At 66.0% G+C, this 15976-nt stretch carries 11 protein-coding genes; 9 read left to right on the forward strand and 2 right to left on the reverse strand.

Annotation, left to right across the window (positions count from 1 at the left end):
• The first annotated feature begins 37 nt into the window (after positions 1-37).
• From AC59GX_RS14175 to mtnP, 3 genes are all read left to right on the forward strand, one after another.
• Complete coding sequence (locus AC59GX_RS14175) at positions 38-391, forward strand: HesB/IscA family protein (RefSeq protein ID WP_056057673.1); 354 nt, start codon at positions 38-40, stop codon at positions 389-391.
• A 306-nt stretch (positions 392-697) separates the two neighbouring features.
• Complete coding sequence (locus tag AC59GX_RS14180; RefSeq protein WP_426281274.1) at positions 698-2089, forward strand: amino acid permease; 1392 nt, start codon at positions 698-700, stop codon at positions 2087-2089.
• Positions 2086-2955: an S-methyl-5'-thioadenosine phosphorylase gene (mtnP, locus tag AC59GX_RS14185; RefSeq protein WP_426281273.1), complete on the forward strand. Its 870-nt coding sequence runs from the start codon at positions 2086-2088 to the stop codon at positions 2953-2955. Before AC59GX_RS14180 ends, mtnP begins: the two co-directional genes overlap by 4 nt.
• A gap of 576 nt (positions 2956-3531) precedes the next feature.
• On the opposite strand, the gene acnA is transcribed toward mtnP, so the two are convergent.
• Positions 3532-6216 carry an aconitate hydratase AcnA gene (gene acnA / locus AC59GX_RS14190; protein ID WP_060526615.1) on the reverse strand — a complete coding sequence of 895 codons (2685 nt, stop codon included), beginning with the start codon at positions 6214-6216 and terminating at the stop codon, positions 3532-3534.
• Between the two features lie 204 nt (positions 6217-6420).
• Positions 6421-6771, reverse strand: a complete 351-nt coding sequence (locus AC59GX_RS14195; RefSeq protein WP_426281272.1) for a hypothetical protein — start codon at positions 6769-6771, stop codon at positions 6421-6423.
• Positions 6772-6902: 131 nt separating this feature from the next.
• Here AC59GX_RS14195 and AC59GX_RS14200 point away from each other — a divergent pair, with 131 nt between their 5' ends.
• From AC59GX_RS14200 to AC59GX_RS14225, 6 genes are all read left to right on the forward strand, one after another.
• Entirely contained in the window at positions 6903-7103 is a 201-nt protein-coding gene (locus tag AC59GX_RS14200; RefSeq protein WP_426281271.1) for a hypothetical protein, read from the forward strand.
• 172 nt (positions 7104-7275) lie between these two features.
• Positions 7276-10860, forward strand: coding sequence for an autotransporter domain-containing protein (locus tag AC59GX_RS14205; RefSeq protein WP_497301935.1), 3585 nt, complete (start codon positions 7276-7278; stop codon positions 10858-10860).
• A gap of 202 nt (positions 10861-11062) precedes the next feature.
• A complete protein-coding gene (locus AC59GX_RS14210; RefSeq protein ID WP_426281269.1) occupies positions 11063-11533 on the forward strand; it encodes a MarR family winged helix-turn-helix transcriptional regulator in 471 nt (156 codons plus the stop codon).
• Positions 11530-12939: an efflux transporter outer membrane subunit gene (locus AC59GX_RS14215; RefSeq protein WP_426281268.1), complete on the forward strand. Its 1410-nt coding sequence runs from the start codon at positions 11530-11532 to the stop codon at positions 12937-12939. The genes AC59GX_RS14210 and AC59GX_RS14215 overlap by 4 nt, the downstream gene beginning before the upstream one ends.
• Positions 12936-14099: an HlyD family secretion protein gene (locus tag AC59GX_RS14220; RefSeq protein ID WP_426281267.1), complete on the forward strand. Its 1164-nt coding sequence runs from the start codon at positions 12936-12938 to the stop codon at positions 14097-14099. Before AC59GX_RS14215 ends, AC59GX_RS14220 begins: the two co-directional genes overlap by 4 nt.
• Positions 14100-14373: 274 nt before the next feature.
• Complete coding sequence (locus tag AC59GX_RS14225) at positions 14374-15918, forward strand: DHA2 family efflux MFS transporter permease subunit (protein WP_107953850.1); 1545 nt, start codon at positions 14374-14376, stop codon at positions 15916-15918.
• Positions 15919-15976: the final 58 nt, after the last annotated feature.

Genomic DNA, 15976 nt, shown 5'->3' on the forward strand with positions numbered 1-15976 from the left:
CCCTCCCGCAGGCGGGAGGGAGCAGAAGGAATTGGTGATGGCGACGACATTGCGAGCACGGCCGGCGGCGCTGAACCTCACGGCGACGGCGCATGCGCGCATCGCGGATTTGATGGCGCGGGCTCCGGAGGATGCGATCGGGGTGAAGCTGTCGACGCCGAAGCGTGGGTGTTCGGGCCTGGCCTATTCGGTGGATTACGTCACCGAGGCCAAGCCTTTCGACGAGCGGATCGATACGCCGGGTGGGACCTTGTTCGTCGATGGCGGGTCGATTTTGTACCTGATTGGGTCGACGATGGACTGGGTTGAAGACGACTTCACCGCCGGGTTCGTGTTCCAGAACCCGAATGCCAAGGGCGCGTGCGGGTGCGGGGAAAGCTTCACGGTCTGAGAGTTGCCGTAAGTTAGCGTGTTTCCCCGCGAAGGCGGGGACCCAGACTGGGCTCCCGCCTTCGCGAGAGAACAAGGACGAGCGGACTGCCGTTCGATTTGGGCCCCTCTCCTACCACCCCGGCGAAGGCCGAGGCCCAGTTGGGAGACGCTGCTGACATAGCGCTGTGCATCGCCACGATGACCTTGCCAACTGGACCCCGGCCTCCGCCGGGGAGGATCTTGTCGCTCAGGTAAGTGGTTGGCCGCTGGCCTTGCCCCCCGGTTACGTCCTGTGCCACTCCCCACAGAACAAGAGGGGATATCCGTGGCCAGTCTGTTTCGCCGAAAAATCGTCACCGAGCAGCCGCCCGAGCATCAGCTAGCGCGGACGCTGTCGTGGCCCCACCTCGTGGCGATGGGCGTCGGCGGGATCGTCGGCACCGGTATCCTCACGCTGATCGGCGTCGGCGCAGGGCTCGCTGGTCCCGCGGTCATCCTGTCCTTCATCATTGCCGGTGGGATCTGTGCCTGCGCGGCGCTCGCCTATGCCGAGATGGCGACGATGATCCCGGCGTCGGGCAGCGCGTATACCTACAGCTATGTCGTGCTCGGCGAGCTGATCGCCTGGGTGATCGGCTGGTCGCTGATCCTCGAATATTCGCTCGTCGTGTCGACCGTCGCGGTCGGCTGGTCCGGCTATGCGGCGCCGTTGCTGCGCGGGGCGTTCGGGTTTCCGGAGGCGCTGACGCTCAGCCCCGAGCTCGGCGGCATCCTCAACGTGCCGGCGATCTTCATCATCGCGGTCGTGGCGGGCGTTCTGTCTTTTGGAACGCGTGAGAGCGCAACGCTGAACGCGGTACTGGTCGGCGTGAAGATGATCGCGCTGACCGTGTTCGTGTTCATCGCGCTGCATTACTTCGACAGCGCCAACCTCCACCCGTTCATGCCCTACGGCTTCCCCAAGGCCGTGCAGCCCGACGGGGCCGAACGCGGCGTCATGGCGGCGGCGGCGATCATATTCTTTGCGTTCTACGGCTTCGACGCGATCTCCACCGCGGCGGAGGAGACCAAGAACCCGGGCCGCGATCTCGCGATCGGGATCGTCGGGTCGATGGTCGCGTGCATCGCGATCTACATTCTGGTCGCAGTCGCGGCCGTCGGTGCGCTGTCCTACACGCGGTTCGCCGGCAGCGCTGAGCCGCTCGCGCTGATTCTGCGCGAGATTGGCCGACCCGGGTTCGCGACCTTCCTCGGCGCCTCCGCCGTGATCGCCTTGCCGACGGTGCTGCTCGCGTTCCTGTTCGGCCAGAGCCGGATCTTCTTCACGATGGCGCGCGACGGGTTGCTCCCGCTAAGCCTCGCCAAGGTGTCGCGGCGCGGCGCCCCGGTCCGCATCACGTGGATCACCGCGGCGATCGTTGCGGTCATTGCAGGGCTGTTGCCGCTCGCCGAGATCGCGGCGCTCGCCAACGCGGGCACGCTCGCCGCGTTCGTCGCGGTCTGTGCGTGCATGCTGGTGATGCGTCGCCGTGCGCCCGATGCAGTGCGGACCTTCCGAGCGCCTGCCGCGACGCTGGTTGGAACGATCGGTATCCTTGGGTGCCTGTATCTGTTCTTCAGCCTGCCTTCGAAGACGCAGCTGTATTTCGGGCTTTGGAACCTGCTCGGGCTGGTGATCTACTTCGTCTATGCGCGGCCGAGAGCGCTCGCCGAATGACGGGCTGGACGATCGGGATCATCGGCGGCTCGGGGCTGTATGCGGTCGACGGAATTGAGGACGGGCGCTGGCAGACGGTCGAGACGCCTTGGGGCGAGCCGTCCGATGCGATCTATACCGGGCGCGTCGGGCATGTCGGGGTGGCGTTCCTGCCGCGACATGGTCGGGGGCATCGGATCTCGCCGTCGGAGCTGAACGCGCGGGCGAACATCGATGCGTTGAAGCGGCTTGGCGTGACCGACGTGCTGGCGGTGTCCTCGGTCGGGTCGTTGGTCGAGCAGCGGCCGCCGGGGAGTTTCACCGTGGTCGACCAGTTCATCGATCGCACCAAGGGGCGGCCGTCGAGCTTCTTCGGCTCGGGCCTCGTCGCGCATGTTTCGATGGCGGACCCGGTCTGCCCGCGCTTGTCGCGCTATGCCGCCGACGCTGCGCGGGAGGCGGGCGCGCAGGTCGACGACGTGGGCACCTATCTCGCGATGGAAGGCCCGCAATTTTCGTCGCGGGCGGAAAGCCGGCTTTACCGCCAATGGAGGTGCGATGTGATCGGGATGACCGCGATGCCCGAGGCGAAGCTCGCGCGGGAGGCGGAGCTTCCGTATGCGCTGGTCGGGATGGTCACGGATTACGATTGCTGGCGCGAGGACGAGGCGGGCGTCGATGTGACGCAAGTGGTGGCGCAGCTTGGTGCGAATGCGGCGAAGGCTCGGGCGATGGTGATGGCGTTGCTGCGCGTGTTGCCGGTGGAGCGGGCGGCATCGCCGATTGATATTTGTCTGGATAGCGCGATCATTACGGCGCGGGAGGCTCGCGATCCGGTGCTGGTGGCGAAGCTGGATGCCGTGGCGGGGCGGGCGCTCGGATTTTGATCTCGATCCTCCCCCGCCGGGGGGCGCCGAAGGTGACGGAGGGGGGGACATGCATCAGGCGTTATCGTTTCCTCCCCCTCCGTCAGGCTAACGCCTGCCACCTCCCCCTGGCGGGGGAGGATTGCGATAGGGCGTGTACCTTCGAATTCCGTCAGGTGAAAAGTTCGTCATTCGCCACGTTCGACATATCCCTGCAACATATCGAGGCGAAGGGGAGTGCGTCGCCGCTCCCTCTCCCCCTGTGGACGGCGATTTGACCGGGTCTCCCCTGTCCCGGTCTTCTCCCTGAACTACGGGGCGATCCTTGCGATCGCCCCGCCTTTTTTCGTTTCGGAGCGCGCTGGGGCGCGGCGCGAGACGCGCGGCAATAGCCTGACATTTTGGAACTCTATCGATCCTCCCCCGCCAGGGGGAGGTGGCAGGCACTTGCCTGTCGGAGGGGGAGGTAAGGGAAACCTGTGTTCCGTGTCCTCCCCCTCCGTCGCCTACGGCGCCACCTCCCCCTTGCGGGGGAGGATCGATGCGTTGAGGCTGTAAGCATCCCCCCGGATAGCTCCGAGGGGGACGGGTTAGGCTTTACGCGGCCAGTTTGCGCAGGACGTAGTGGAGGATGCCGCCGTTGAGGAAGTATTCCAGCTCGTTGACGGTATCGATCCGGCACTTGGTCTGGAACGTCTCGCTTGTGCCGTCGGCGCGGGTCATCTTGACCGTGACGTCCTGACGCGGGCGGATGCTCGCCACGTCGAGGATCGTGAACGTCTCCGAACCGTCGAGGCCGAGCGTCTTGCGATCGGTGCCTTCGGCGAACTGCAACGGCAGCACGCCCATGCCGACCAGGTTCGAGCGATGGATGCGCTCGAAGCTCTCGGTGATCACGGCGCGGACGCCGAGCAGGTTGGTGCCCTTCGCTGCCCAGTCGCGCGACGAGCCGGTGCCGTATTCCTTGCCGGCGACGATCACCAGCGGGGTGCCATCCTGCTTGAAGCGCATCGCGGCGTCGTAAATCGCCATGACTTCGCCGTCGTACTTCGACATGCCGCCTTCGATGCCGGGGACCATCTCGTTCTTGATGCGGATGTTGGCGAAAGTGCCGCGCATCATCACGTCATGGTTGCCGCGGCGTGCGCCATAGCTGTTGAAGTCCGCCTTGCTGACCTGATGCTCCTGTAGGAAACGACCAGCGGGGCTGTCGGCCTTGATCGAGCCGGCCGGCGAGATGTGATCGGTGGTGATCGAATCGCCGAGGATCGCAAGCGGCTTGGCGTCGATGATGTCCTGCACCGGCGACGGCGTCATGCTGAGGCCCTCGAAGTACGGCGGGTTGGCGACATAGGTCGACCCTGCGCGCCATGCGTAGGTGTCCGAGCCCGTGACGTCGATCTCGCGCCACTTGGCGTCGCCCGCATAGACGTCGCCGTAGCGCGCACCGAACATGCCGGCGTCGATGTTGGCGTCCATCGTCGTGCGGACTTCCTCGTTGGTCGGCCAGATGTCGCGCAGATACACGTCCTGGCCGTCCGACCCCTGACCCAGCGGCGTCTCGATCATGTCGGTCGTGACGGTGCCCTTGATCGCATAGGCGACGACGAGCGGCGGCGAGGCGAGGAAGTTGGCGCGGACGTCGGGCGAGACGCGGCCCTCGAAGTTGCGGTTGCCCGAGAGTACCGACGCGGCGACGAGGTCGTTCTCGTTGATCGCGGCCGAGATCGCAGGGGCCAGCGGGCCCGAGTTGCCGATGCAGGTCGTGCAGCCATAACCGACGAGGTTGAAGCCGAGCGCGTTCAGGTCCGCGGTGAGGCCAGCCTTGTCGAGATAGTCGGTGACGACCTGCGAACCGGGGGCGAGCGAGGTCTTCACCCAAGGCTTCGACTTGAGGCCGAGCGCGTTCGCCTTACGGGCCACCAGACCGGCGGCGACCAGCACCGACGGGTTCGAGGTGTTGGTGCAGCTGGTGATCGCGGCGATCACGACGTCGCCGTCGCCGATGTCATGCTCGCGACCTTCGACCGCAACGCGCGCGGGCTGCTCCTTGTGGTACAGCTTGTGGAGGTCGCTGTTGAACACCTCGTCGACCTTGTTGAGGCTGACGCGGTCCTGCGGTCGCTTGGGGCCGGCGAGCGAGGCGACGACGGTGCCCATGTCAAGTTCGAGCGTGTCGGTGAACACCGGATCCTCGGCGTTCTCGTCACGCCAGAAGCCGTTCGCCTTGGCATAAGCCTCGACCAGCTCGACGTTCTCATCGGACCGTGCCGTGAGACGCATGTAATCGAGCGTCTTGTCGTCGATCGGGAAGAAGCCGCAGGTCGCGCCATACTCAGGCGCCATGTTGGCGATCGTCGCGCGATCGGCGAGCGTCATCGACGACAGACCGGGGCCGAAGAACTCGACGAAGCGGCCGACCACGCCCTTGGCGCGCAGCATCTGCGTGACGGTGAGCACGAGATCGGTGGCGGTGATGCCTTCGTTCAGCTTGCCGAGCAGCTTGAAGCCGACGACTTCGGGGATCAGCATCGAGACGGGCTGACCAAGCATCGCGGCCTCGGCCTCGATCCCGCCGACGCCCCAGCCGAGCACGCCCAGGCCGTTGATCATCGTCGTGTGGCTGTCGGTACCGACCAGCGTATCCGGATATGCGATCATCGTGCCGTCGCCGTGGTCACCCGAGCTGGCCGACGACCAGACGGCCTGGCCGATATATTCGAGATTCACCTGGTGGCAGATGCCGGTGCCGGGGGGGACGACCTGGAAGTTGTCGAGCGCCTTGCTGCCCCACTTGAGGAACTCGTAGCGCTCGATGTTGCGCTCGTACTCCAGGTCGACGTTGTCGTGGAACGCCTGCGGCGTGCCGAACTCGTCGACCATCACCGAGTGATCGATGACGAGGTGGACGGGGACCTGCGGGTTGATCTTCTCGGGATTGCCGCCGAGCTTGGTCATCGCGTCGCGCATCGCGGCGAGGTCGACCACGCAGGGCACGCCGGTGAAGTCCTGCATCAGCACGCGCGCCGGGCGATACTGGATCTCGCGGTCGCTGCGACGCTCCTTCTGCCAGTCGACGATCGCCTGGATATCTTCGCGCGTGACCGTCACGCCGTCCTCGAAGCGGAGCAGGTTCTCGAGCAGCACCTTCATCGAGAACGGCAGGCGGCTGATGTCGCCGAGCTGCTCGGACGCCTTGGCGAGGCTGTAATAGTCGTACGACTTGCCGCCGGTGGAGAGGCTGGTGCGGGTCTTGAGGGTATCCTGGCCAATGGCAGTCATAGGGGTCCTTCCCGTGGGCGTCGGGCCGCCGGGCGCCGAGGGGAAAGCAGCCGTATAGGCCACGCGGGCGCGTCGGGGACCGAGCGAAAAATGCTGTTACCGGGAGGGCCTTAGCAAGGGGGAGCGCATCGGGGAAGGGCGCGGGAGTGCCGTGGGCCGGTTATTCCGCCTTCGCGTTGCCGAGTGAACGAATGCGCTGGCGCGTCAGGCGGGACCATCGCTTTCGTGGACGCCGGCCGCGCGTCGCAGGAACAGGTTCATGCGATCGACCGCGGAACGGGTGAGCGTTATCGTACCGCCGTCCGAATAGGGCTCGATCTGCGCATCCGCGACGAGATGGGCGAGCCAGCGCTGGCCCACCGCTGGCGGCGTGTTCGTGAGCTCCATCAGGTCGGGTGCGGTAATGGCTTCATCGCTGGCTTCCGCGACGAACAGACGCAACAACATGTTCCACGCGTGTTCGTCGAAGATCTCGCTGGGGAAAATGTCCCCGCGCATGTCGCGTACCGTGAGGAGGTTTTCCGCAGTGCGGGCCGAGTCGGTGTCGATTGCCATACGCTAACATGACAGATCGCGGTTGCGACGCGCTAGCAAAAATCATGTCATTCTAGAGACTAACTCAGGTTGGTAACGGCGAGGATAACCTCTCACATTGCGCGGCGTCGCATCATACCCGAACACAGGGCATGGGCGACAATACCGACGACACCCAGATTCTCCGTGACGCAATCGAAAACGCGTTAACGATCGCCGACGGTCAGCAGAGATACCTGATGGCAGCGTTGCTCGCGCATTGTCTCGACGAACTGGCGGACTCCTCCGGCGAGCGCCTGACAATACCCGATCCTGCGCCAACCGAGGTAGCAGTAACGCTCGCGGTGCAGTGAAACATCGAATGGCCCACAACGGCCTCGCGGTGACAATTTTACAACGTTCACGACGGAATATTACAATAGCGTGAACGAAGCATAGTCATTGATTGCGTTCCCAAAATGGTCTGCATACCCTCGTCACATTGGCGTACGCCCCACAGCGGGCGGCGCGGACAAGGGGATGAATGTGACGACTATCGCTACCTCGCGCACGCGCGGCGCACGCACCGGATCGCGCCATGCACGCGCGGCTTTGCTGACCTCGACGGCGTTGCTCGCCGCGGCGGCGCTGCCGTCTATCGCGGCCGCGCAGGATCGCCTGCCGCGGCCCGAATCGATCGCCTATTCAAGCGCGCTGAACCCCGCCGACCTCGTCTCCGAACCGAACATCGTGATCTCGGCGCCCGGCACGCCGACGACCGCGCAGGATCCCGGCAACGGCGTTAACGGCGTAGGCCAGATGACGATCTCGACGGGCGGCGGCGGCGTCGGCCTGTGCACGGGGACGCTGATCAATCCGCGCACGGTGATCTTCGCCGCGCACTGCGTGAGCGAGAACGCCGCCGGCACCGGCGCGCAGAACCCCTGGGGCTATGGTGCGCAGGGCGGTGGCATCCCGATCGCGTTCGGTTTCCAGCAGAACAACCGTCCGGCCCTGCTCGACTGGTTCCTGCCGACCACCGCGACCGGCGCGGTCAACACGCAGCAGTACAAGACCAACACCGCCAACTTCCTCTATAACGTCAACCAGGTCGTCTATAACGCCGACTCGCTGAAGCTCGGGCTCTCGCAGAACTTCCTGCAGGGCGACGTCGCGATCGCGACGCTGGATACGCCGGCCGCCAACGTGCCGACCTGGGCGCTGCTGCTATCGGCACTGCCCGCGCCTGCGTCTATCGGCGATACCACCGGTACCGGCTATCACGTCACGATCACCGGCTATGGTCGGAGCGGTCAGGGCGGCACGCTCGTCGGCGACACCAACGGCATCGATTACCGCCGCCGCATCGCCGAGAACACGATCGGTATCCTCGGCTCGTTCGATGACCTGAACGGGTTCCTCTATGGCTCCATCGATGGCATGCCGCAGAACCTGTACCAGCTCGATTTCGACGATCCCCGCCGTGGCACCGCCGCTGCAAGCCCGTATGATTTCAACGTGTTCAAGGACGCGCCGCTGGCCAAGGAAGGCACGACGGCGGGTGGTGATTCGGGCGGTCCGCTGATCCTCGATCGGACGTTCGCCAAACAGGTCGTGATCGGCGTGCTGTCGGGCGGCAATCGCTTTTTCAACGAACAGCCCTTCGGCGCCTATGGCACGGCGAGCTTTTACCAGCCGCTATACCTGTTCTCGGACTATATCGCGGCGAACAATCCTTACCGCTATGCACAGACGAAGACTGGCGACGGGCTGTGGACCGATGCGTCGCATTGGGTGACGGCGCTCGATCCGAATTACCAGATCATCGTCGACGGCAAGCTTGTGAACGGCGTGCCGACCACGACCGGGGCCGGGATCGCAGGAGACGCGAACAAGTTCGGACAGATTTGCGATCAGGAGCCCGGTTTCGGCATCGACGTCTGTTTAGACATCAAGACCAACGTCACCTATGTCGACGGCAAGCCGGTTGCGACCAATGCCGCGACGACATCGGCTGCGGCTGGTGTTGCCGTTGCGTCGACGGGCGCACCGGGTACGGTCGGCGAAGGCAAGATCGTCGAGGCGATCGCGCAGAAGACCAGCGTCGATATCGCGACGCTTGGCGGTAGCGCCCAGAGCATCGCGCAGGCGGGGACCACCGGCGCTGGTGGCGATGCCGTGGCGTTGGCGGTTCTGTCGCCGACGCTCGCCAACGGCCTGCCGGGTGCGAGCAATTTCGTGCCCAACAACATCGACCCCGATCGCACGACGCAGCGCAGCGCACGCTATTACGACGTCACGCTGTCGGCGGCGGGCACGACCACGCTGAACTCCGCGGTCACGGTCGACAAGTTCACCGTTTCGGGCAGCACGGCGAAGCTGGCGGTAACGTCGGCCGGGTCGCTTACCAGCCTGATGACGATCAACCAGGTGACGGGCGTCGTCCAGAACGACGGCGTGATCTCGACGCCGGGCGATTACTTCATGCTGGCGGGCATGCTGACCGGGTCCGGGCGGATCAACACGCCGTTCTTCACCAGCGTCGCCGGGATGATCGCGCCCGGCACGACGGGGACGATCGGCACGCTGACGATCGGCGGCAACGGCGTGCTCGCCTCGAGCACCAATTTGCTAGTCGATCTCGGGCCCAACGGCACCTCGGACAAGCTCGCCTTCGCGGCGACGACGTTCAACGCAGCAGGGGCCGCGACCAACGGCATCGTCAGCCTCAGCGGTCGCGTCGGGTTCGCGCCAGTCGCCGGCTATACCGTGCGGTATAACGACCTCTACACGATCCTGACCGCGCAGGGCGGCATCACCGGCGCGTTCGGTGCGGCGACCCCGCTCAGCGCGATCCTGACGCCGAGCTATGTCTACAGTACCAACGCGGTGCAGGTGCGGATCCTCGCGGGTCAGTATCGCAACGTCGTCGATGCGACGCCGGTCCAGTCGGCCTATGCCGGGCTGCTCGACCAAAATCGTTCCAACTATGCGGCGCTGAGTGGGGTATATGGTTCGCTAGACCTGCAGAACGCGGCGACGATCCGCTCGACGCTCGAGGGCCTTGCGCCGCGAGCCGAGACGCTCAAGTCGAGCCTCGGCGTCGCGTCGATCGACACGATGTCGCGCTTCTATCGTGATCACATCGCGCAGATCGATACGCGTGGCGGGCTCGGCGGTACGCTTGCGCTGATCGGCAAGCCGGTCCAGGTGGCCTCGCTGATGGCGAGCGACCTGCCGGGCGGGCAGGACACGATGAGCGATTCGAGCGGCACCGTGTTGCAGCAGGGTCGTCTGCCCGACGACATGAGCGGCTTCATCGCGGGCGGCTATATCGACGGCAAGAGCCGGTCGATGCCGGGGACCAATCCGTTCGGCGGGCATGACAAGTTCGACGGTTACTTCGCGGCTGCCGGTCTTGAAAAGCAGGCAGGCGAGGGTGGCGTGATCGGCTTCTCGTTCTCGTACACCAACACCGACGGAACGACCGGCGGGATCGCGCAGCGCGCGAAGGGCGAACTGTTCCAGGGCACGCTGTACGGCAAGCTGGAGACCGCATCGGGGATCGTCCTCGATACGCAGTTCAGCGCGGGCGCGTTCGTCGCCAAGACCGATCGCAATGTCGGCTTCGTCGGCACCAGCTATCGTCTGCGCGGCACCGACAACGCGTTGACCGTCGTCAGCGAGGTCGGGCTCGGCAAGGCGTTCGACCTGTCGATGCTCAAGGTCGGCCCGCGCGTGTCGATGCGCGCCAGCCATATCGGCTTCGGCAAGTCGATCGAGAATGGCGGCGGACCAGCCCTGTTCGTCGATCGCGACAGCTTCGACAGCCTGCAGGGTCGTGCCGGGCTGGTGCTCGGCGGCAGTGGTTCGTTCCGGCCTTATGCCGCCGCGAACTACGTCCATGACTTCCAGTCGACGCCGGGCGTGTTCGGCGCGAACTTCGTCGGCGGGATCGGTCCGAACGCACTGTTCGCGCTGGCCGGGCAGGACAAGAACTGGGGCGAGATCAGCGCTGGGCTGACGCTGGTCGGCGACAGCGTCGACATCTCGGTCGGCGCGGACACCACCGTCGAGCGCAAGGACGTGTCGAACCAGTCATACAAGGGTTCGATCAAGTTCCGCTTCTGATCGAGGGCAGTTCCAGATCGTTGGAATGGCGAAAGGGTCATCCGCTCATGCGGGTGGCCCTTTTCGTATTCGTGGCCGACCCTGCTTAAAAATCGGGGGACTGAGCGCTTTCGAGGCGCGTCCATCCACCAGTCCGCCGTCCTCACCTCAACATGCAAAACGTGCAATTGACTGCCTGGGCAATGGTTGCCATGGCAACGACATGGCGTTCTACACCAAATCGGAATTCGGGCCGGACTGTTCGCTCGGCTACCTCGCGCGGCGGATCCATCAGATCGGGCAGAGCCTGATCGAGCCGGTGTTTACGGCGGAGGGTCTGTCCGGGACGCAGTGGTCGGCGCTCATGTCCATCCTCGCAGGCCGGGCGGCGACGTGTGCCGACCTCGCGCGGGATCTTTCGCACGACAAGGGTGCGACGACGCGGCTGGTCGACGCGATGGAGCAGAACGGGTGGGTCACGCGGTCGCGGGCGAGCGACGACCGGCGGGTACTCAATCTCGAACTGACGGCCGACGGCGAGGCGGTTGCGATCCGGTGTCGCGATAAGATCATAGAATACTGGAATAGCCTGCTGACGGGCTGGGACCGGGCCGAAATCGAGAAGCTGATCGAACTGATGCAAAAACTCCGCACGACGCTGGACGACGCTCTGACCGAAGGACGCCGCGCATGAAGATTGGCACTGCCCTGGCCCCGATCACGGTGGCGGGGCTGCTCGCGGGGTGCGCGATCCCGGCGTCGAAGACCGTCGTGGAGCCGGTATCGGCCACCGCGCTGGGGCTGGCGCCGGACGCCGCGCCGGTGATCGCAGCCGACTGGTGGCGGTCGTTCGGCGATCCGCAGCTCGATCGGCTGGTACGCGATGCGGTCGAAGGCAGCCCCTCGCTCGATGCGGCGCTGGCACGGGTCGCGCAAGCGCAGGCGGTGCTTTCGACGCGGCGTGCCGACAATGGCCCCGACGTGACGCTCGATGCGCAGGAGCAACTCGCGCGACTGAGCGGGCGCTACACGATCCCGCCGCCCTATGCCGGGTCGACACGGTTCGTCGGGTCGACCGCGGCGAACCTCAGCTGGAACCTCGATCTGTTCGGGCGCCAGAAGGCCGCGATCGAGGGCGCGCGGGCGTCGGTGCGTGCGGCTTCGCTCGACGTCGCGGCGGCGCGGATGGCGCTGTCGGGGGCGGTCGTGCAGACGTATATCGATCTCGAACGCGCCGAGGCGCAGGCGGGGATCGCGCAGCGTACGATCGCGACGCGCCAGAATTCGCTTCGGCTCGTGAACGTGCGGATCCGCAACAACCTGGCGAGCAAGCTCGACGCGCAGGCTGCGACGACGTTGTTGGCGCAGGCGCGGCAAGCGTTGCTGCGCGCGCAGGCGGCGCAGGTGCTCGCGAAGAATGCGCTGGCAGCACTGGCCGGGCGTGGTGCGGATTATCCGGCGACGATCGGTGCGACGGCGTTGCAGCTCGACGCGGCGTTGCCGTTGCCCAAGACCGTACCGGCCGACCTGCTCGCGCGGCGTGCCGATATCGCGGCGGCGCAAGCGCGGATCGAGGCTGCGGCCGCCGGGCGTCAGGTTGCGCGCAAAGCGTTCTATCCGAACGTCAATCTGGCGGCGCTGGCGGGGTTCCAGGCGGTCGGGCTCGGCAATCTGTTCTCGCTCGATGCGGGCACGGTCGGCGTCGGGCCGGCGGTCCATCTGCCGATCTTCGACAATGGCCGGTTGAAGGCGGACCTCGCCGGCGCGACCGCCGCGCTCGACCTGGCGACCGCGGATTACAACGACCGGGTGATCGGTGCGGTGCGTGAAGCAGGTGACGCGGTGGCGCGGATCGGGGCGCTCGACGCCGACCGGCAGCGACAACGCGAGGTGGTGCGCGGCTATGCCGAGACCGGGCGGCTGAACGCGATCCGCGTGTCGAGCGGCCTCGATAGCCGGCTCGATCTCGTTGACAACGACGTCCGCACGCTGGCCGCCGAACAGGCCGATGCCGACCTCGCCGCCGATGCTGCGCAACAGCGCGTGCAGCTCGTGCTGGCGCTGGGTGGTGGTTATGATTTTCAGGGGATGATGCGATGACCGATACGCAAACGCCGGCGCCCGCCGCGGCTCCGACCGGCAATCCGCGGGCACGCAAGCGCGCGTTGACGATCCTAGGCGTGGTCGTCGTGATCGGCGCGATCGTGTGGGCGGTATTCCACTTCCTGCTCGCCGCGCCTGAGCAGGAGACCGACGATGCCTATGTCGCGGGCGACGTGGTGGCGATCACCGCGCGCGATCCGGGGCAGGTGACCGCGATCCACGCGGACAACACGCAGGTCGTGAAGGCGGGCCAGCCGCTCATCGACCTCGACGCGGCGACCGCGGATGTCGGTGTGGCGTCGGCGGAGGCGGAACTTGCGCGGGCGGTGCGCGCGACGCGGTCGGACTTCTCGAAGGTCAACGAGACCGGGGCTGCGGTCGTGCAGGCGGAGGCTGAACTGGCGCGGGCGCGGAACGATCTCGCGCGTCGTCGTGGTGCGGCCGCAGAAGGCGCGATCTCGGGCGAGGAACTCAGCCATGCCGCGGACCAGGTGAAGGTCGCGAGCGCGACGCTGCAACTCGCGCGCAGCCAGCAGGCGCAGTCGAAGAACGGTGTCGTCGGCACCACGGTATCGAACAACCCGGCGGTGCTGGCGGCGATCGCGGCCTATCGTCGCGCGGCGATCACGCGGAGTCACATGCACGTCGTCGCGCCGATCGACGGCGTTGTCGCGCAGCGGACGGTGCAGCTCGGGCAACAGGTGTCGGCGGGGATGCCGCTGATGGCGGTGGTGCCGCTCGACCGGGTCTGGGTCGATGCGAACTTCCGCGAGACGCAGCTGCGTGATCTGCGGATCGGGCAGGCGGCGACGGTGACGGCCGACATGTACGGCGATGACCTGGTCTATCATGGCCATGTCGTCGGGTTGGGCGCGGGTAGCGGCAACGCGTTCGCGCTGCTGCCGCCGCAGAACGCGAGCGGGAACTGGATCAAGATCACCCAGCGCGTGCCGGTGCGGATCGCGCTCGACAAGGGTGAGCTGCGGCGCAATCCGCTGCGGGTCGGGCTGTCGGTGAATGCGATCGTCGATACCGCGGACAAGTCGGGGACGATGGTCGGGCGGCCTGCGGTGGCGGCGTATAAGGGGCTGGCGACCGGGCAGGGGGATGCCGCGGTCGATGCGAAGATCCGCCAGATCATCGCGGCTAACCGGTGATGGTTTTGCGGTGGCCATTACTCCGGTGCGGTCCTGCTCTCCTTGTTCTCCCGCGAAGGCGGGAGTCCAGTGTGGGTCCCCGCCTTCGCGGGGAAACAAGCTTGTCGCTGCCCACCGCGCTTCATACTGCACCACCCCGGCGGAGGCCGGGGCCCAGTTGGAGAGGTGGTCGTAACGGCGCGCTGCCTTCCGTTAGCCTCGTTTCCCAACTGGACCCCGGCCTTCGCCGGGGTGGTTGCGGTGTAGCAGTTCGCTCTAAGCGGGACGCTCTCTGATGGCAGCCCCCTCCGGCGCCGGTCCCGCCCCTCTCGTCGGCGGTTCGCTCGCCCTCACCGCATTCGCGCTCGCGCTTGGCACCTTCATGCAGGTGCTCGACACGACGATCGCCAACGTCTCGCTCCCCACCATCGCCGGTAATCTCGGCGTCTCGAGCGATAACTCCACCTGGATCGTCACCGCGTTCGCCGTCGCCAACGGAGTCGCGGTGCCGCTGACCGGGTGGCTGATGGGCCGATTCGGCGTGGTGCGGACGTTCTGCGTTTCCGTCTTCCTGTTCACGATCGCGTCGTTCCTGTGCGGGATCGCGTGGGACCTGCCGTCGCTGATCGGCTTCCGCATCCTCCAGGGCGCGGTGTCCGGGCCGATGATTCCGGGCAGCCAGGCGCTGCTGATCGCGATTTTTCCCGTCCACAAGCGCTCTACCGCGCTCGGCATCTGGTCGATGACGACTTTGGTCGCGCCGATCATGGGGCCGATCCTGGGCGGCTACATCTCCGACAATTATCACTGGAGCTGGATTTTTCTGATCAACGTGCCGTTCGGGATGTTCTGCGCGTTCGTGTGCTGGAACAAGCTCGGCAAGCGCGACACGCCGACGCGGAAGCTGCCGATCGACCAGGTCGGGCTGATCCTGCTGGTGATCTGGGTCGGTGCGCTGCAGATCGTGCTCGATCTCGGCAAGAACGACGACTGGTTCGCCGCCGACCGTATCGTCATCGCCGCGGTCGTCGCCGCGATCGGCTTTGTCGGCTGGATCATCTGGGAGCTGACCGACGCCAACCCGGCGGTGAACCTGTCGCTGTTCAAGAGCCGCAACTTCACGATCGGGACGATCGCGTTCTGCCTCGGCTATGCGGTGTTCTTCGCCAACACGCTGCTGCTGCCGCTCTGGTTGCAGACGCAGCTTGGGTATACCGCGACCTGGGCGGGGCTGGTCGCCGCACCATCGGGCGCGGTGGCGGTGATCCTAACGCCGTTCGTCGCGCGGCTGAGCGGCAAGATCGACGCGCGCATCCTCGCCACGGTGGCATTCGCCTCGTTCGGCTACTCCTATTACCTGCGCTCGGGTTACACGACGGGCGCGAGCTTCTACGACCTGATGCTGCCGCTGATGGTGCAGGGGATCGCGATGAGCACGTTCTTCCTTGCGATGCTGACGATCTCGCTCGACCGTATCCCGGCGGAGCGGCTGCCGTCGGCGACGGGCATCTCGAACTTCGCGCGCATCACCTCGGGCAGCTTCGCCGCGTCGATCATCACGACTGCCTGGGATCGCCGCGAGACGCTCCACCAGAGCCGGTTGTCGGAAGCGATCGGGACCGGTTCGCCCTACCAGATGGCGCAGGGTGCGCTGACGCGGATGGGGCTGACCGACGTGCAGGCGGCAGGCGCGATCACGCGGCAGATGGTGGCGCAGGCGTATCTGCTCGCGTCGACCGACCTGTTCCGTATCTCGGCCTGGCTGTGCCTCGCGATGGTCATCATCGTCTGGTTCACGCGGCGTGCTAGCCCTCCGCAAGGGCCGATCGCAGCGGATTGATCGCCCAGGTTGTCGTTTTCTTACCACCGGCGGGCCGTCGTACGATTGCCCGCCGATT

Source organism: Sphingomonas sp. 320_CC (genome assembly GCF_059691795.1).